Origin of the sequence: Nocardioides jejuensis (assembly GCF_004337475.1) — a bacterium.
GTDB classification, from domain to species: Bacteria; Actinomycetota; Actinomycetes; order Propionibacteriales; family Nocardioidaceae; genus Nocardioides; species Nocardioides jejuensis.
On the sequence record NZ_SJZJ01000016.1, the window covers coordinates 114,490 to 131,536 of the forward strand.

Sequence of the window (17,047 nt, forward strand, 5' to 3'; positions counted from 1 at the left end):
TGACGCCCATGGATCGTCGCGCCCGCTACGCGACCGTGACCGCGGTGACCCGCGCCTTCGCGCTGCTCTGCCTGGCGCCCTCGGTCGCCCTCGGTCAGGACTACGCGGCGATCATCAACGTGATCCTGCTGGCCACGCTCTGGCTCGGCTGTGTCTTCGCCGACGGGCTGCCCCGCGTGGCGGCGATGCCGGCGCTGACCGTCGAGGCGTCGCTGACGGCATTCATCGCCGTGCTGACGCTCGAGCAGTCCCCCGTGCTGCTGCCGGCACTGGTGATCCCGCCGTTCATCGGCGGCATCGTCCGCGGCGTGCGGGGCACGCTCGAGGTGATCGGAGCCGAGCTCGTCATCACGGTCGCCGTCGTGGTGGCCAGCCCGACGATCCCGCTCACGGACACCACCGGAGCCCAGCTCTTCAGCGCCCTCGCGGCCGGCGTCGGCCTGGGCTCCGTGGCGGCGTTCTTCCACGAGTCGCGCGAGAGCCGGTCGGACACCAGCACGTCGTACCGCGACGCACGGGCCCTGCTCACCCAGCTCCGCGACCTCTCGGGGAGCCTCGTCGGCGGCCTCGACCCGGTCCGGATCAGCCACGGCATCCTCGACACCGCTCGCGAGGAGCTGCCGTTCACCGGCGCCGTCGTGTACGTCGAGACGGCCCACGGCTACACGCCTCTCCTGGAGGGTGACGTCACCGACTCCGGCGCCGACAACACCGCCGTCCTCGACGAGGTCTTCCGCACCAACCGCCCCGTCATCGACGGTCCGTGGGTCGCCGTTCCCCTGGTGACCGACGCCGGCCTCGTCGGGGCGCTCACGGGAGCACTGCTCCCCCACAAGCTGACCCAGGCACAGCTGCACCACACGCTCGACCACCTCGTCCGGCTGCTGCGCAGGGAGGCGCTGCAGCTCGACACCGCGCTCATCTTCGCGGGGTTGCGGGACGAGGCCACGGCCGAGGAACGGCGCCGCCTGGCCCGCGACCTGCACGACGGTGTCGCGCAGGACCTGGCCGGTCTGGGTTACCTGATCGACGAGATCACCGAGGTCTCCACGGAGTCCGAGGTCGTCGAGCAGGGCCGCGCACTGCGCGGCGAGCTGAGCAGGGTCGTCGCCGAGCTCCGGCGTTCGGTCTTCCTGCTCCGCAACGAGGGTGAGGGCAAGACCCTCGGCCAGCGGCTCGAGGCGCTGGCAGCCCACATCGGAAGCCGTTCGGGGATCTCGGTGGAGGTCGAGGTCGTCGAAGGCTCCAAGCGGCTCCGGCCGGAGGTCGAGGCGGAGCTGCTCCGCATCGCCCAGGAAGGGATCAACAACGCCGCCCGCCACGCGGACGCCCACCGGATCACGGTCGACGTCGTCGTCACGGCACCGGACGCCTACGTCCGGGTCGCCGACGACGGTCGCGGCCTGCAGACCGGCAGGGACGACTCGCACGGCGTGCGGATCATGAAGGAGCGGGCCCGCCGAATCGGCGCACGCCTGCAGCTGCACAACCGCGAGGACGGTCCGGGCGCAGAGCTCCTGGTCCGCCTCGGGGACATGACCCGGCTGGAGGGGCCGGTCGAGAGGGAGGAACTCGCATCATGAACATTCACACGCACACCAAGAAGACCCGCGTCCTGCTCGTGGACGACCACGAGCTGATCCGCCAGGGTCTGGCTCGCGCGTTCGAGCGCGACCCGCAGATGGAGATCGTCGGCCAGGCCGGCAACGTCAGCCAGGCGCTCGCGGCGTACGACGCCCTGCGCCCGGACGTCATCGTGACCGACCTGCAGCTGCCTGACGGCACGGGCCTGGACATCGTCCGCTCGATCCGCCAGAACGACGCCAAGGTCGGCCTCGTCGTGCTCACCATGCACGCCGGCGACGACCACGTCTTCGCCGCGATGGAGGCCGGCGCGTCCGGCTTCGTCGGCAAGGACTCGCCGTCGTCCGAGGTGCTCGGAGCGGCCCGTCACGCTGTCGTGGCACCGCGGACGTTCCTCTGCTCGTCGCTCGCTGCGGCGATGATGCGACGCGCCACGGCGCACGCGCAGAAGCCCCGTCTGTCGAACCGGGAGCAGGAGGTGCTCGACCTGCTCGCGGACGGGATGGGCACGGCGGCGATCGCCGGCCAGCTCTACGTGTCGGAGTCGACGGCGAAGACGCACATCGCGCGGATCTACCAGAAGCTGGGCGCCACCAACCGCGCCCAGGCGCTCGTCACGGCCATGCGGATGAGCCTGCTCACCGCCTGATCCAGCACGCTCCCCGGAGGGGTCGTGGGCCTGTGCCCACGACCCCTTCGGGCATTTCCGGGGAGCACGGGACGACCCTCTCCGGTCGGCGTAGGAGGGTGCCGAATCGGCCATCCACGGAATGGCCCGAAAGGACTACTACGGTCCGACGCAACGCCCGATAGTGACGCTCGCCACGTCGTGACAGAGTTCTTCTTGTCAGGCCCGCGAGGGAGGTGGGCCGGCAGAAACGGAAGTCGGACTGACTGGTCCGGCTCGATTCCTGGGAGGGAAAACCATGACTGAGTACTTCGTTCGCCTCGTGAACTTCATGACCATGCCGCGCGAGGAGGAGAAGGGCGCGACCGCCGTCGAGTACGGCCTGCTCGTCGCCCTCATCGGTGCCGCGATCGCCGTCACCGTCGGCCTGCTCGGTGGCGCGCTCGACACGCTGTTCAGCAACGTGAAGACCACCATCGCTGGCGCCTGATTCGTCAGACGACACGTCGCACGACGGCCGCGGAGGAACTTCCTCTGCGGCCGTCGTCGCTTTTCGGGAGGCAGCCACATGAAGTGGATCATCACCAGGGACGAGCGGGGCACGACCGCCGTCGAGTACGCACTGCTCGTCGGCCTGATCGCGGCCGCGATCGTCCTCACCGTGGCCGTGCTGGGCGGCGGCACCGACGGACTGTTCAGCACCGCTTGCAAGCCGCCCAGCCCGTTCAGTTGCTGATCAGCGCTGCGCCGCCAGGGCGATCCGCTGCAGCACCGTCGGGTGCGAGCCGAACCACCACTGCGACCAGGCCGGCGGCGTCGGGTCCGCCAAGGATGTCAGCGCCAAGGCGCGCTGCATCTCCACGAAGGCCACCGGGTCACCGGTGGCCTTCAGTGCGTCCACGTCGGCCCGTGTCTCGAACTGGCGGCTGACACCGTTCTGCAGCGGCATCGTGGCCAGCGTCCCCCACGCACTCAGCGCCAGGAGCAGGGCCACCGCCCGCGGGTCGCCGATGCCGGTGACACCGGCCCTGCGTCGTACGCCGGGGGCGCCGAGCAGCAGGGCGAGCAGCCCCACCCCGACGACCGTGCCACCCACGCCGAGCACGGTGCCCGCCTCGACGTCGCGGTGGTGTGCGTGCGCCAGCTCGTGACCCACCACCGTGAGGACCTCGCGCCGGTCGAGGTCGCGCAGCAGCGTGTCGTAGAGGACGACGCGGCGGCTGTCGCCGAAGCCGGACACGTAGGCATTGAGCGTCGTCGTACGCCGCGACGCATCGGCCACGAGCACCTCGTCGACGTGCACGCCTTCCCGCTGTGCGAGCTGCTGGATCCCCCGCTCGAGCGCGGGGTCGTGCAGGGGCGTGAAGTGGTTGAAGGCAGGCTCGACCAGCAGGGGCCAGAGGTAGCTGGACGCCACGACCAGCACGCTGCCGGCCACCGCGACGACCGCCGGCCAGGCCCGCGGCAGCAGCCGGGCGATCCCGATGATCGCCAGCAGGGCGACGGCCGAGACGACGACGGTGTAGGTGAAACCGACCACCTCATCGCGGAGCGCCCCGGCGAGCGACTGGTCGGTCAGCCCGACCCGCGTGCGCTGCTGCCACGACATGACCGTCACCGGCAGGGTCGCCAGCTGGCCGATGCCGGTCACGAGGAAGGTCAGCGCCATGACCTGGGCCCACCACGGCAGCCGGGCGCGCCCGAGCAGCCGCGTGCCGCGACGAGTGAAGCCGAGCCAGGAGGCCACCGCGAGCGAGATCGCCAGCGAGCTCCAGGAGATCAGCCGGCCGAGCCGGGCCCAGGCCTCGGCACGATCGATCTCCCGCGCGGTAAAGACGTCGCCGACCGGCACGGGCCGCGGACGTCCGCCCGGCACCGCGTGCCACGGGACCACCGTGGCGAGCAACCACGCGAGCAGCACCAGTCCCGCGACGACGAGCGCCAGGCCGACGGTGCGGTCGGTCAGTCGGCGGTCGGCCCCGACTGCCCCGGAATCGGGTGCAGCCGCGAGATCCTCCGGAGGTCTGCCTGCCATCTGCGGGTCAACTCCTCCTCGCCGAAGCCGTAGAGCGCGCGGAGCACGCTGTCGACGGGCTCCCCCGCCGCGGTCCGACGGTACAGCTCGTGCAAGGTCTCCTCGGTGCCTGCGGCCGCGAGGACCTCCACGATCCGCCAGGCCGACTCGTAGACCGCGCCGAGGTGTGTCGCGTGCGCATCGAAGTCCGTCGCTCCGGGGAGGGCATCCGGCACCCCGTCCTTCCGGACCTCGGCACCGATCTGGCCGGCGGTGCGCTGCAGCGGCAGGGAGGTGTGGAGCAGCGCCACGTGGTCGGCGTACCCCTCGAGGAGCCAGAGCGGCGACTTCGCCCGGACCGCGTCCGTGGCCAGGTGGGTGACCTCGTGGGTCATCACCAGCTGCGCGCCGTCCTTCTTCAGGCCGCCGAGCACGTCGGGGTTCACGAAGACGTGCACCGGCGTACGACGGCCGTGGTCACTGCCCTCGAAGGTCGTGACCGCGGCGATCGCGGCGTACTGCCCGGCCTCGGCGCCCAGCGTGGTGTCGAGCGCCGCGCTGCTCGCGGGGACCTCGACCACCAGGGGCACCGTGGAGCCGAGCACGGCCCGGACCTCCCTCTGCGCCGTGCGAGCGAAGCGATCGACCCGGGCCACCGTCGCCGGGTCCGGACCGGCGACCACCACGCCCGGAGTACGCCGGACCACCAGCGGGCCGGTCAGCCAGAGGGGCTCCGGGCGCGTGCCCCCACCGAACCCGACGATCCGGGCCCCGTCGCCGGACCGTTCCATGAGGACCGTGACCTCGGCATGCGCATCGGCACCATCAAAGCCGTCGACGCGCCACGACATGTCGGCGATGGTCGCGATCCGGCCGTGCGCGAGCGTCGCGGTGAGCGACGGGTCGTCGTCCACGAAGCGCACGTCGTCGACCGTGACGCCCAGGGACTCGGCACCGGCAACCGCCCGGTCCGCGGCGGCATCGCCGGTGGTGTCACCCGTCGCGAGAGCCGCCGACAAGTCGGCGAGCACCGCGATGGCGGCACCGTCGCTGACCGTGCTGACCGCCGGCGGCGTGACTGCGTGCGGCGCACCGCAGCCGGTCAGGACCGCCAGAGCGGCGACGACGACCGGCAGGCGGCGCACGCCGGACTCAGCCGAAGCGACGGGCCGTGGTGATCGGCATCCGGTTGAGGTCGGCGATCTCGACGTTGGCGCCGGAGTGCGGGGCGTGCACGATCTTGCCGCCGCCGATGTACATCGCGACGTGGCTGACCGGGCTGTAGTAGAAGACCAGGTCGCCGGGCTGCAGCTGGCTGATGCTGACCGGCGTGCCCATCGTCGACTGCGCGCTCGAGGAGTGCGGCAGCGAGACGCCCGCGGCGGCCCAGGCCATCATCGTCAGGCCCGAGCAGTCGAAGGCGTTGGGGCCGGCAGCGCCCCAGACGTAGGGGTCGCCCAGCTGGGCGAGGGCGTACTTGACCGCGAGACCCGCGCGACCCGAGGCCGGGACGTTGGGGATCGGGACGTTCTGACCGGCGTTGACCGCGGCGAGGTACTTCTTCATCTCGTCGGCCTTGAGACCGTCGAGGACCTTCTTGGCGTCGTCGAGCTTGGACTCGACCTCGGCCTTGTCCTTCGCGAGCCGCTTCGTGACGCTGGCGAGCTCCGTCTGGCGCTCGGCGACGGCGTCGTGGCGGATCTCGAGGGCCTTCTTGGCCCGGTCGTACGACGAGAGGTTGTCCGACTGGATGCTGTTGTAGGCGTCGAGCGTGGTGAGCTGCTTGAGGAAGGCGCCCGGGTCGTCGGTGATCGCCATCTGGCCGGTCGCGGAGAGCGCCTGGCCCTCGTACTGCGCGGCGATCGCCTGGTTGACGGCCGACTCGATGCCGTCGGTGACCTTGCGCTGCGCGCTCTCGTCAGCCTTGACCGCGGCGAGGTCGCTGGTCAGCTTGTCACGCAGGATCCGCGCGTCGTTGTAGCGCTCGGAGGCGACCTCGGCCTGCTGGTACAGGCGGTCGACCTTGGCCTGGACGTCCTTTAGGTCGGGCTTCGCGAACGCGGGGTTCAGCGGCACGACGGAGACGGTCAGGGCGGCACAGGTGCCGGTCAGGGCGGTGATGATTCGCTTCTGGCCGAGGCGCACGACGGTTGGGACTCTCTTTGCATGGACGAAGTCCGGTCGTGACTTCCCCATCGCGAGCCGGACTTTGAGCGGCCCTCAGACTACGGGGGGCTCCAAGTGCCCGGCAAACCCGACACCCGCCGTCAGGCGGATTCGACGGTGGGCTGCGTCACGGGAGTGACCAGGCGCAACGGGGGCACCAGACCCGACCCGGCCAGCACGTCGAGCGCCCGACGCTCGTCGTCGTCGAAGGAGAGCTCGGGCGGTGGGCCGAGCAGCACGGTCACCACACAGTCGTGGCACGCGAGCCCGCGCACCACACAGGTGTCACAGTCGATGAGAGTGGTCATGCCCGCAGGAAAGCAGGCACCACCGACACTTACGCCTCGACGGAGTTGCGGTCGACGAGCTCGATGGCGTCGTCGCGACCGCACCAGCGGCAGGTGACCGACTCGACGGTCTCGGCCCGGAGCTCGGTCTGCTCGACCGAGGCCTCGCCCTGAAGGTCGAAGTGCCAGAACTCCGTCGTACGACGGGTGCGGGTCACGTCGAAGCGCGTGAGGTTGCCACAGCCTCCGCAGCGCCAGCGGTTGGTCGCGTCGGGCAGGGGTGCGGTCACGTCTCGCTCCAGGTGTCGTAAAGGTGGGAATGCGGAGACCACCTTAATGCGCGCGGCTCCCGGGTCGTGTCGGTGGTCCCGCCTAGCGTCAGCACCATGAGCAGCACGACCGTCCCCCTCTCCCGCTGGGAGTCCCAGCGGAGCTTCGACGAGCTCGGTCGAGCGCTGCGCGACATCACCTTCTGCGTGGTCGACCTGGAGACCACGGGCGGCTCAGCCGCGGGCGGCTCGATGATCACCGAGATCGGCGCGGTCAAGGTGCGTGGCGGTGAGGTGCTCGGCGAGTTCCAGACGCTGGTCAACCCGCAGGCACACATCCCGGCCTTCATCGCGGTGCTGACCGGCATCACCGACTCGATGGTGGCCTCCGCTCCCCCGATCGAGTCGGCGCTGCCGGCGTTCCTCGAGTTCGCGGCGGGGTGCGTGCTGGTGGCGCACAACGCGCCGTTCGACATCGGGTTCCTGCAGCACTTCAACGCCCAGCAGGGCCGCGCCTGGCCGGCGTTCGAGGTGCTCGACACAGCCAAGCTGGCGCGGCGGGTGATCACCCGCGACGACGCCCCCAACTGCAAGCTCTCCTCGCTCGCGGCGGCGTTCGGGTCGACGACGACGCCCAACCACCGCGCCCTCTCCGACGCGCGCGCCACGGTCGACGTCCTGCACGGGTTGATGGAGCGCCTGGGCGGTGTCGGCGTCCACACGCTCGAGGAGCTGCAGACCTTCTCCTCCCGGGTGACCACTGCCCAGCGGAAGAAGCGCCACCTCGCGGAGGGCCTGCCGCATGCACCGGGTGTCTATCTCTTCCGCGATGACAAGGCCCGGGTGCTCTACGTCGGCACTTCCAAGGACCTGCGCGCCCGCGTCCGTTCCTACTTCACCGCGTCCGAGACCCGCACCCGGATGGGCGAGATGGTCGGCATCGCCACCCAGGTGCAGGGCATCGAGTGCGCCACCCCGCTCGAGGCCTCCGTCCGCGAGCTGCGGCTGATCGCGGAGCACAAGCCGCGCTACAACCGGCGCTCGCGCTTCCCGGAGAAGGTGCACTTCCTCAAGCTGACCCGCGAGCCGTGGCCACGCCTCTCCCTCGTCAAGCAGGTCCTCGACGACGATGCCGATTACCTCGGCCCCTTCTCGTCGAAGAAGGTCGCCGAGCGCTCCCTCGCCGCGCTGCACGAGGCGTTCCCGATCCGGCAGTGCAACGACCGGCTGCCCCGCGTGCCGTCGAAGGCGGCCTGCGTCCTCGCCGAGATGGGGCGCTGTGTGGCTCCGTGCGACGGCACGACCGGCCCCGACGCCTACGCCGAGCTCGTTGCCCAGCTCCGCGACTCGCTGCTCCGCAACCCTGACGAGGTCGTCGCGTCGATCAACGAACGGATGGAGCGCCTGGTCGCCGACGAGCGCTTCGAGGAGGCTGCCGTGCACCGTGACCGGCTGGCCGGGTTCCTCCGGGCCGCGGCGCGCACCCAGCGCTTGTCGGCGCTCACTCGATGCCCCGAGGTGGTGGCTGCCCGCCGCAACGACGCGGGCCGGTGGGAGGTCCACGTCGTTCGACACGGCCGCCTCGCGGCGGCGGGGCTTATCCCGCCGGGTGCCGACGCGCAGAGCTGGGTCGCCGGCCTGCAGAGCTGCGCCGAGACAGTCCTGCCCGGTCGTGGCCCTGTCCCCGCAGCGACGGCCGAGGAGTCCGAGCAGGTCCTGCGCTGGCTCGAGTCCGACGGTGTGCGCCTGATCGACGTCGCCGGCGAGTGGACCTGCCCGCTGTCCGGCGCCGGTCGCCACCTCGCGCTGCACGACGCCGTGCAGCGCTCGCGCGAGTCGCTGGTCCCCTTCGACGAGCGGCGCGAGCTGACAGTCGTCCACCGCCCCTGACAGCACTACCCTTGCCGCGTGGACACGTGGGACATCGCAGGCTGGGCAGGATCGGCGCTCGTCGTCCTGTCTCTGCTCCAGCACCGCGTGCTCCGGTTCCGCGTCCTCAACCTGGTGGCCTGCGGCATCCTCGTCGCCTTCAACGCGGCGCTGCACGTGTGGCCGATGGCCGCGCTCAACGCCCTGCTGGTCCTGGTCAACACCTGGTTCGTCCTGCGCCTGGTTCGCGAGATGAACGACTCGGCGGCGTTCGAGGTCTTCCCGGTCCAGCACGACGACAGCTACCTCGCCCACGTCCTCGAGGTCCACGCCGCCGATATCGCCCGCTTCCAGCCCGACTTCGACCAGTCGACCCTCGGCCAGACCTCCGGGTGCGTGATCTACCTGGTCCAGAAGGCTGACGAGACCGTCGGCGTCGTCGTCCTGGAGATCCAGGGCGACACCGCCGAGGTGCGACTCGACTACGTCACGCCGAAGTACCGCGACTTCTCCCCCGGCGAGTTCGTCTGGCGCCGGAGCGGCATGCTGGCGACCAAGGGCGTGCGCCACGTGATCACCTCGCCGCGGATGGTCAACGCCTACTACGGCAACGTCGGCTTCCGCCGCGAGGGCGACAGCTGGGTGCTGGACGCCTGAGGCCGCACCAAACTGTCAATCTGACAGTTTGGCTCTGTGTGACAGTTCCGAACTGTCATCCAGAGCGAAAGTGTCATCCGCGCGAGCGCGCGACACTCACACCGCGGCGCAGGCTGCCACCCAGCGCGCCAGCGCATCGGCCGCTGCGCCGGAGTCGATCGCGTCCGCTGCCCGCTTCATCCCGGCCTCGATCTTGGCAAGGATCTCGCCGCCCTCGGTGTCGTGGATCGCGAGGGCCGCTCCCGCGTTGAGCACCACCGCATCCCGGACCGGCCCGGTGTCGCCGGCGAGCAGCCGACGTACGACCTCCGCGTTGTACGCCGCGTCGCCGCCCCGCAGGTCCTCGGCCGTCGCCAGCGGCAGGCCGAGCTCGACCGGATCGAGCGTCGTGGTCTGCAGGAAGCCGTCGTGCGCGCGATAGACCGTGGTCGTCGTGGTCGTCGTGATCTCGTCCAGGCCGTCCTCACCGCGGAAGACCCACGCGTCGACGCCACGTTCGACGAAGACGCCCGCCATCAGCGGCGACATGCGCGCGTCGGCGCAGCCGATCGCCTGCGCCGCCGGCCGGGCGGGGTTGGCCAGCGGGCCGAGGAAGTTGAAGACCGTGCCGATGCCGAGCTCACGGCGCGCCTCGCCGGTGTGCCGCATCGCGCCGTGGAACGTCGGCGCGAAGGCGAACGTGATGCCGGTCTGGTCGAAGACCGCCGCGACCTGCTCCGGCGTCAGGTCGAGCCGGATCCCGAGCACTTCGAGGACGTCTGCGGAGCCGGCCTTGGAGGACGCCGACCGGTTGCCGTGCTTGACGATGGGCGCGCCCGCACCGGCCGCGACGATCGCCGCCATGGTCGAGATGTTGACCGAGTGGGAGCGGTCGCCGCCCGTGCCGACGATGTCGAGCGTGCGGCCCGGGATCTCCAGCGGGGTCGCGTGCTCGTACATCGCCGAGAGCAGGCCGTCGATCTCGACGAGCGTCTCCCCCTTGGAGCGGAGGCCGACGGCGAAGCCGGCGACCTGCGCCGAGGTCGCCGCACCCGCGAGGATCTCGCCCATCGCCCACGCCGCCTGCTCCGACGTGAGGTCGGTGCGGGTGACCAGGGCGGTCAGGACGTCGGGCCAGGTGTGCGTCATGGCCCGCAGGCTATCGGGCGGCGCGCCGACCCGCGCGACGGATTTCGATCACCGGCTCCTCGCGCAGGCTGCGGCCGACCACGCAGTAGCGCCCGGTCAGCTCGGCGAGCTTGGCGAGCTTGGCGTCGTCCGCGTCGGTGTCGAGGATCGCGGTCACGACGACCGGACCGATCCCGACGGGCACCGAGCGGTCGATGCCGAGCGTGCCGCGGGCGTCGAACGTGCTCTCGGCCACCAGCTCCGCCCGACGTACGACGATGCCCATCGCGGTTGCGACGCTCCGCATCGTGACCCCGGCGCAGCCGAGGAGCGCCTGCATGAGCATGTCGCCGCTGCAGGCGTCGGAGCCGTCTCCCCCGGTCGCGACGTGGAGACCCGCGCGCACCGGGCCGGCGAACCCCTCGATGGTCGCGGTGATGCCGTCGTCGCTCCAGTCACCGACGGCGCTGATGGCGGTCGACGCAGTGGCGGGGTCGGCGAGGTAGCGCTCCTTGACCGGCGTCTGCGCAGCCCGCAGCTGCGCGGCGTCCATCAGCCCACGTCCATCAGGAGGACGCCGGCACGCGCGACCGGAGCAGTCCGGTCACGACCGAGGCCAGCTGGATCGGGTCGAGCGGCTGCGGCACGGCGGCATCGGCCCGCGACCACGTCGCGAGCCAGGCGTCCTGCGGACGCCCGGTGAGGACGACCAGCGGCGGACACTGGGCGATCTCGTCACTCAGCTGACGCGCGATGCCCATCCCGCCGGCCGGCACCGCCTCGCCGTCGAGGATCGCCAGGTCGATCTGCCCGCCATCCATCTGCTGGATGACGACCGGCTCGGTCGCCACCTCGACGTACTCGAGCTCGGGAAGGTCCGGGTGGGGCCGCGATCCGAGCGCGAGCAGCACCTGCCGCCGCACCGTCGCGTCGTCGGAGTAGACGAGCACCCGCAGTGTGTTCTCGGTCACCCGGCGCAGCCTACTCCGGCTGCTGTGACTCCACGGCAGCGCGCCGCTCGAGCATGTCGAGCCGACGGTCCTCGCGCGCGGCCTCCTTCATGGAGTCCCGGACCCACTGCGTGAACAGCACCGCGAAGAAGACGAGCGCGACCACATCGCCCGCGCCCCACAGGATGCCGCCGCCGAGCTTCTGGTCGGCAGCCATCGTCGGCAGCCACGAGGCCATCGGTCCCTCGCGCAGCGCGGCGTAGTGCGCCCCGCCGATGATCGAGTCCTGCGCCATGATCGTCACGCCGAGGAAGGCGTGGAACGGCAGCGTCAGGAAGACCAGCAGCAGCCGGAACGGCCAGGCCACGCGGCCGGGCACCGGGTCGATGCCCATGATCGGCCAGAAGAAGAGTGCTCCGACGAGCACCAGGTGTACATGCATCATCTCGTGGACGTACGCCGACCGCAGCGACGCGTCGTACCAGCCGGAGAAGTAGAGGGCCCACGGCGAGATCACGTAGAGCGCGAGCGTGAGCGGCGGGAACGAGAGCACCGCCACGACCTTCGAGTGCAGGACCGCCAGCAGCCAGTGCCGTGGTCCCTTGCTCGACGTGCCGGGCAGCGTCCGCAGCGCCAACGTCACCGGGGCGCCGAGCGCGAGCGCCAGTGGCACGAACATCGACAGGATCATGTGCTGGACCATGTGCACGCTCAGCAGCGTCGTGTCGTACGTCGAGATCCCCGACGAGGTCGCGACGAAGAACGAGCCCATGCCGAGGATCACAAAGGAGAAGGTCCGACCAAGCGGCCAGTGGTCGCCACGGCTGCGCAGGACCAGCACGCCACAGATGTAGAGGCCGGCGACCCAGACCGTCATGACGGTCAGAAACGGGTCAAGGGACCAGGCGGTGAAGACCTTGCTGAGCGTGAAGCGGGGCAGGTCGGGGGCAGTCGTCAGCGCCGTGACGCCGTGGGGAAGGAACACGCTGTGAACTTTATGACGACCAACATGCGGGGGTCGGGATGCCGTCCGGGTCCAAGACCGGCATAATCCCGTCCGTGGCGACTGCAACAGCGATTCCGGCATCCCGTCTGCACGGGCATCACGACCGTCCGAGCATGGTCTCGGTGGGCACGATCATCTGGCTCTCCAGCGAGCTGATGTTCTTTGCTGCCCTCTTCGCGTCGTACTTCACGATCCGCGCACAGGAGGTGGACCTGTGGGCTGTGAAGACGGCCATGCTCAACGTCCCCTTCTCCTCGACCAACACGGTGATCCTCGTGCTGTCGTCGTTCACCTGCCAGCTCGGCGTCTTCGCCGCCGAGCGTGGCCAGGTCGGACGCAGCGGCTCGGTCTTCAACGTGAAGGCCTGGGGCCTGCGTGAGTGGTTCATCCTCACGTACGTGATGGGCGCGATCTTCGTCGGCGGCCAGGCTCTCGAGTACACCAAGCTGGTGCACGAGGGCCTGACGATCCCGTCCGACGCCTACGGCACGGTCTTCTACCTGACCACCGGCTTCCACGGCCTCCACGTGACGGGTGGCCTGATCGCCTTCCTGTTCGTGCTCGGCCGCACCTACCTGGCACGCCGCTTCACCCACGAGCAGGCCGTCAGCGCAATCGTCGTGTCCTACTACTGGCACTTCGTCGACGTGGTGTGGATCGGCCTCTTCGCCACCATCTACCTCATCAAGTAGTCCCCAGTAGCTCCCTGACAGATCTAGGACTGAATCACGTGCGACTCCTGAATCGCTCCGCAGGTCGACTGTCGCGGCACCGCCGCGGTCCCGTCGCTGGCCTGCTCGTCATCCTGCTCGGACTGCTGATGGCCGGCGGCCTCTTCGCCGCCTTCTCGTCCTCCGCGACCGCCGACAAGAGCTCGGACAGCCTCACGCAGGCCGAGAAGATCGAGGCGGGCCGCAAGCTCTTCCTCCTCTCCTGCGCCACCTGCCACGGGCAGAACGGCGAGGGCGTCGTCGCCGAGGACGGCAAGTCCAACCTCGGGCCGTCGCTCGCCGGCGTCGGTGCGGCTGCTGCCCACTTCCAGCTCGAGACCGGCCGCATGCCCATGGTGCAGACCGGCAAGCAGGCCCCGCGCAAGCCGGTGGCCTTCACGCAGGACGAGGTCGACGCGCTCGCGGCGTACGTCGCCTCGCTCGCGCCGGGCCCGTCGGCTCCGACCGCCACCGAGTACGACCTCAACGCCGTCAAGGGCCTCTCGGCCGACGAGCAGCGTGAGGCGATCGTGCGCGGCGGCAAGCTGTTCCTCACGAACTGCACCGCCTGCCACAACTTCGAGGGCTCCGGCGGCGCGATGCCGTGGGGTCGCTACGCCCCGCCGCTCAAGGGCGTTGCGAAGCAGCACATCTACGAGGCCATGCTCACCGGCCCGCAGCAGATGCCGGTCTTCTCCAACGCGGTCCTCACCCCCGAGGACAAGCGCGACATCATCGCTTACATCTACTCGGTCAACGACCGGGAGCAGACCCCGGCGTACGGCGGCTTCGGCATGAAGGGTCTCGGCCCGGTTGCTGAGGGTCTCATCGCGTGGCTCGTCGGCATCGGCGGCCTGGTGGCGTTCGCCTACTGGATCGCGGCCCACACTGCTCGCTCGCACAAGAAGGAAGACGCGTGACCGACCACACCGACAGCCACGCCGAGCTCGCGCCGGCCGCGACGGCTGAGCCGATCGCGGACCCGGGCCTCGCGCCCCACCTCCCGCGGCCGACCGACGTCGACCCCAAGGCCGAGCGACGCGCCGAGCGCCAGGTCGCCGCGATGTTCGTCGCGTCGATGATCTGCGCGATCCTCTTCGTGATCGCCTACTACAGCCTCGACATCAAGGACAGCTGGGACACCTTCCTCGGATTCGGTGCCTCCAACCTGGCCCTGGGCCTGAGCCTCGGCTTCGCGCTGCTGCTCATCGGCATCGGCGTCATCCAGTGGAGCCGCAAGCTCATGGTTGACCACGAGATCTCCGAGCTGCGCCACCCGGCGGCCTCCGACGAGTCGGACCGCGAGAAGGTCCTCGCGGACCTCGCGCTCGGTCTCGAGGAGTCCGGCATCGGCCGCCGTCCGCTGGTCCGCAACACCCTCCTGGGTGCGCTGGGCTTCATCGGCATCCCCGCCGTCGTCGCCCTCAACGACCTCGGTCCGGACGCGACGCCGTCCAACATCAAGAAGACGCTCGAGAAGACCTTCTGGAAGGCCGGCAAGCGCGTCGTCAACGACGTCACCGGCCGCTGGATCAAGGCCTCCGACATGGAGATCGGTCAGCTCGTCAACGCGGAGCCCGAGGGCCTCGTCGACGCGTTCGACCCGCGTGCCACCCCCGAGGACCAGGAGCGGATCGAAGCCGGTTCGCTGCACGGTGCCGAGCTCCAGGTCGCCAAGACCAAGTCCGCCGTCATCGTCGTTCGCATGGAGCCGAAGGACATGACCACGGCGACCCAGGAGTGGGCGCACCAGGGCATCGCGGTCTACTCCAAGATCTGCACCCACGTCGGTTGCCCGATCGCCCTGTGGGAGCAGCAGACGCACCACCTGCTCTGCCCCTGCCACCAGTCCACCTTCGACCTGGCCGACAAGGGCCGCGTCGTCTTCGGTCCCGCCGCCCGGCCGCTGCCGCAGCTGCCGATCGAGGTGGACTCCGAGGGTTACCTCGTTGCCAAGAGCGACTTCCTCGAGCCTGTCGGCCCGAGCTACTGGGAGCGTGATTCCAAGTGACCGACAACGTCGCCAAGTCCAACGGCACCACCCCTGCCGCCGCCCCGAAGTCGGGTGCGGCTGCCAAGGGCGCCGCGGTCGTCAAGTGGGCCGATGACCGTCTCGGTCTCGCCACGACGAACAAGAAGATGATCCGGAAGGTCTTCCCCGACCACTGGACCTTCATGCTCGGTGAGATCGCGCTCTGGTCCTTCGTCGTCCTGCTCCTCACGGGTGTCTTCCTGACCCTGTGGTTCGTGCCCTCGATGACCGAGGTGCAGTACCAGGGCTCGTACGACCAGCTCCGTGGCGTCGAGATGTCGCAGGCCTACGCCTCGACGCTCGACATCTCGTTCGATGTCCGCGGTGGTCTCCTGCTCCGCCAGATGCACCACTGGGCCGCGATGATCTTCATCGCCGCGATGCTCGTGCACATGATGCGTGTCTTCGTGACCGGCGCCTTCCGCAAGCCGCGTGAGGTCAACTGGCTCATCGGTGGCGTGCTGATCCTGCTCGGCGTCGTCGAGGGCTTCGCGGGCTACTCGCTCCCCGACGACCTGCTGTCCGGCACCGGTCTCCGCATCGCGGACGGCCTGGTCAAGTCCACGCCGGTCGTGGGCACCTGGATGTCGTTCTTCATGTTCGACGGCGAGTTCCCGGGCGAGGCGATCATCCCCCGCCTGTACATGGTCCACATCCTGCTCGTGCCGGCCCTCATCCTGGGCCTGATCGCCGCGCACATGCTGCTCGTCGTCTACCACAAGCACACCCAGTGGGCCGGTCCCGGCCGCACCGAGGAGAACGTCGTCGGCTACCCGATGATGCCCGTGTACGCCGCGAAGGCCGGTGGCTTCTTCTTCATCGTCTTCGGCGTCACCGCCCTCATGGGTGGCCTGCTGTCGATCAACCCGGTGTGGAAGTACGGCCCCTACGACCCGTCCAAGGTCACCGCTGGTTCGCAGCCTGACTGGTACATGGGTATCGCCGAGGGTCTGCTCCGCATCATGCCGAACATCGAGTCCCACTTCTGGGGCACGACCTGGTCCTGGAACGTCTTCCTCCCCGGTGAGGTCGCGCCGATGGTCCTCCTCGGCATCATGATGATGTGGCCGTTCCTCGAGGCCTGGGTGACGGGCGACAAGAAGGAGCACCACATCCTCGACCGCCCGCGCAACGCTCCGACGCGCACGGCGTTCCTCGCGGCCATGATGTCCATCTACGGCCTGCTCTGGGCCGCCGGTGGCAACGACCTCCTCGCGACCCAGCTCTCGATGGACATGGAGTGGATCACCCGCTTCATGCGCGTCGCGGTCTTCGTCGTGCCGGTCCTGGTCTTCATGATCACGAAGCGCTGGTGCATCGCCCTGCAGCGTCACGACAGCGAGAAGCTGCTCCACGGCTACGAGACCGGCATCATCATGCGGTCCCCCGAGGGTGGCTACTCCGAGCGTCACCTGCCGATCAGCAACGAGTCGGCGTACGCGCTCACCGCTCGTCCGCGTGACCCGATCCTCGAGGCCCCGGCCGAGGGTGCGGTCAAGGAGAAGGGCGCCCGCGCGGCCACCATCCGCGCCAAGCTCTCGACGGCGATGTTCGCTGACAACATCCAGAAGCCGACCGCTGAGGAGCTCGAGGAGGCGCACCACCACGCCGAGCACGAGCACGCGCTCGAGGCCGGCCTGGACCACGCCGCTGACGGTCACCAGTACGACGGTCACCACGACGTCGCCGGCGACGAGCTTCGTCACTGAGGCACTGCGTGATCACACGCTGAGGCACTGAGAAGGGCCGCCGCTCCCCCACCGGGAGC

At 69.9% G+C, this 17,047-nt stretch carries 19 protein-coding genes; 10 read left to right on the forward strand and 9 right to left on the reverse strand.

Annotation, left to right across the window (positions count from 1 at the left end; genetic code table 11):
- Window positions 1–8: 8 nt before the first annotated feature.
- The 4 genes from EPD65_RS10660 (at window position 9) to EPD65_RS10675 (ending at window position 2,948) form a co-directional block, all read left to right on the forward strand.
- A complete protein-coding gene (locus EPD65_RS10660) occupies window positions 9–1,583 on the forward strand; it encodes a sensor histidine kinase (protein ID WP_131583947.1) in 1,575 nt (524 codons plus the stop codon).
- Complete coding sequence (locus tag EPD65_RS10665; protein ID WP_131583949.1) at window positions 1,580–2,233, forward strand: response regulator transcription factor; 654 nt, start codon at window positions 1,580–1,582, stop codon at window positions 2,231–2,233. Before EPD65_RS10660 ends, EPD65_RS10665 begins: the two co-directional genes overlap by 4 nt.
- Before the next feature lie 277 nt (window positions 2,234–2,510).
- A complete protein-coding gene (locus tag EPD65_RS10670; RefSeq protein ID WP_207891508.1) occupies window positions 2,511–2,702 on the forward strand; it encodes a Flp family type IVb pilin in 192 nt (63 codons plus the stop codon).
- Between the two features lie 78 nt (window positions 2,703–2,780).
- Window positions 2,781–2,948: a Flp family type IVb pilin gene (locus tag EPD65_RS10675; protein ID WP_131583951.1), complete on the forward strand. Its 168-nt coding sequence runs from the start codon at window positions 2,781–2,783 to the stop codon at window positions 2,946–2,948.
- On the opposite strand, the gene EPD65_RS10680 is transcribed toward EPD65_RS10675, so the two are convergent.
- From EPD65_RS10680 to EPD65_RS10700, 5 genes are all read right to left on the reverse strand, one after another.
- Window positions 2,949–4,247: a M48 family metalloprotease gene (locus tag EPD65_RS10680; RefSeq protein ID WP_131583953.1), complete on the reverse strand. Its 1,299-nt coding sequence runs from the start codon at window positions 4,245–4,247 to the stop codon at window positions 2,949–2,951.
- On the reverse strand, window positions 4,175–5,371 hold the full coding sequence (locus tag EPD65_RS10685; protein WP_131583955.1) for a gluzincin family metallopeptidase: 1,197 nt from the start codon (window positions 5,369–5,371) through the stop codon (window positions 4,175–4,177). Before EPD65_RS10685 ends, EPD65_RS10680 begins: the two co-directional genes overlap by 73 nt.
- A 7-nt stretch (window positions 5,372–5,378) precedes the next feature.
- Entirely contained in the window at window positions 5,379–6,371 is a 993-nt protein-coding gene (locus EPD65_RS10690; RefSeq protein WP_131583957.1) for a C40 family peptidase, read from the reverse strand.
- 122 nt (window positions 6,372–6,493) lie between these two features.
- Entirely contained in the window at window positions 6,494–6,700 is a 207-nt protein-coding gene (locus EPD65_RS10695) for a hypothetical protein (RefSeq protein ID WP_131583959.1), read from the reverse strand.
- 29 nt (window positions 6,701–6,729) lie between these two features.
- The gene (locus EPD65_RS10700; protein ID WP_131583960.1) at window positions 6,730–6,969 is read right to left on the reverse strand and encodes a hypothetical protein; all 240 of its coding nucleotides are present in this window, start codon (window positions 6,967–6,969) and stop codon (window positions 6,730–6,732) included.
- Window positions 6,970–7,065: 96 nt separating this feature from the next.
- Here EPD65_RS10700 and EPD65_RS10705 point away from each other — a divergent pair, with 96 nt between their 5' ends.
- Both EPD65_RS10705 and EPD65_RS10710 read left to right on the forward strand, forming a co-directional pair.
- Complete coding sequence (locus EPD65_RS10705; RefSeq protein WP_131583962.1) at window positions 7,066–8,838, forward strand: DEDD exonuclease domain-containing protein; 1,773 nt, start codon at window positions 7,066–7,068, stop codon at window positions 8,836–8,838.
- An 18-nt stretch (window positions 8,839–8,856) separates the two neighbouring features.
- On the forward strand, window positions 8,857–9,474 hold the full coding sequence (locus tag EPD65_RS10710; protein WP_131583964.1) for a hypothetical protein: 618 nt from the start codon (window positions 8,857–8,859) through the stop codon (window positions 9,472–9,474).
- 96 nt (window positions 9,475–9,570) lie between these two features.
- Here EPD65_RS10710 and trpD read toward each other — a convergent pair whose 3' ends face one another.
- The 4 genes from trpD to EPD65_RS10730 are packed head-to-tail and all read right to left on the reverse strand — an operon-like array spanning window position 9,571 to window position 12,516.
- A complete protein-coding gene (gene trpD / locus EPD65_RS10715; RefSeq protein WP_131583966.1) occupies window positions 9,571–10,602 on the reverse strand; it encodes an anthranilate phosphoribosyltransferase in 1,032 nt (343 codons plus the stop codon).
- Between the two features lie 10 nt (window positions 10,603–10,612).
- Window positions 10,613–11,134, reverse strand: coding sequence for an OsmC family protein (locus tag EPD65_RS10720; RefSeq protein WP_131583968.1), 522 nt, complete (start codon window positions 11,132–11,134; stop codon window positions 10,613–10,615).
- A gap of 13 nt (window positions 11,135–11,147) precedes the next feature.
- A complete protein-coding gene (locus EPD65_RS10725) occupies window positions 11,148–11,561 on the reverse strand; it encodes an Rv3143 family two-component system response regulator (protein WP_481354326.1) in 414 nt (137 codons plus the stop codon).
- 1 nt (window position 11,562) lies between these two features.
- Window positions 11,563–12,516 carry a cytochrome c oxidase assembly protein gene (locus EPD65_RS10730; RefSeq protein ID WP_243640544.1) on the reverse strand — a complete coding sequence of 318 codons (954 nt, stop codon included), beginning with the start codon at window positions 12,514–12,516 and terminating at the stop codon, window positions 11,563–11,565.
- 74 nt (window positions 12,517–12,590) lie between these two features.
- Here EPD65_RS10730 and ctaE point away from each other — a divergent pair, with 74 nt between their 5' ends.
- The 4 genes from ctaE to qcrB are packed head-to-tail and all read left to right on the forward strand — an operon-like array spanning window position 12,591 to window position 16,988.
- Window positions 12,591–13,229 carry an aa3-type cytochrome oxidase subunit III gene (gene ctaE / locus EPD65_RS10735; protein ID WP_481354325.1) on the forward strand — a complete coding sequence of 213 codons (639 nt, stop codon included), beginning with the start codon at window positions 12,591–12,593 and terminating at the stop codon, window positions 13,227–13,229.
- A 38-nt stretch (window positions 13,230–13,267) separates the two neighbouring features.
- Window positions 13,268–14,167 (forward strand): cytochrome bc1 complex diheme cytochrome c subunit, encoded by a 900-nt coding sequence (gene qcrC, locus EPD65_RS10740; protein ID WP_243640545.1) that lies wholly within the window; start codon window positions 13,268–13,270, stop codon window positions 14,165–14,167.
- Window positions 14,164–15,258 carry a cytochrome bc1 complex Rieske iron-sulfur subunit gene (gene qcrA, locus EPD65_RS10745; RefSeq protein WP_131583976.1) on the forward strand — a complete coding sequence of 365 codons (1,095 nt, stop codon included), beginning with the start codon at window positions 14,164–14,166 and terminating at the stop codon, window positions 15,256–15,258. The genes qcrC and qcrA overlap by 4 nt, the downstream gene beginning before the upstream one ends.
- Window positions 15,255–16,988, forward strand: coding sequence for a cytochrome bc1 complex cytochrome b subunit (qcrB, locus tag EPD65_RS10750; RefSeq protein ID WP_243640546.1), 1,734 nt, complete (start codon window positions 15,255–15,257; stop codon window positions 16,986–16,988). The genes qcrA and qcrB overlap by 4 nt, the downstream gene beginning before the upstream one ends.
- The last annotated feature ends 59 nt before the right edge of the window (window positions 16,989–17,047 follow it).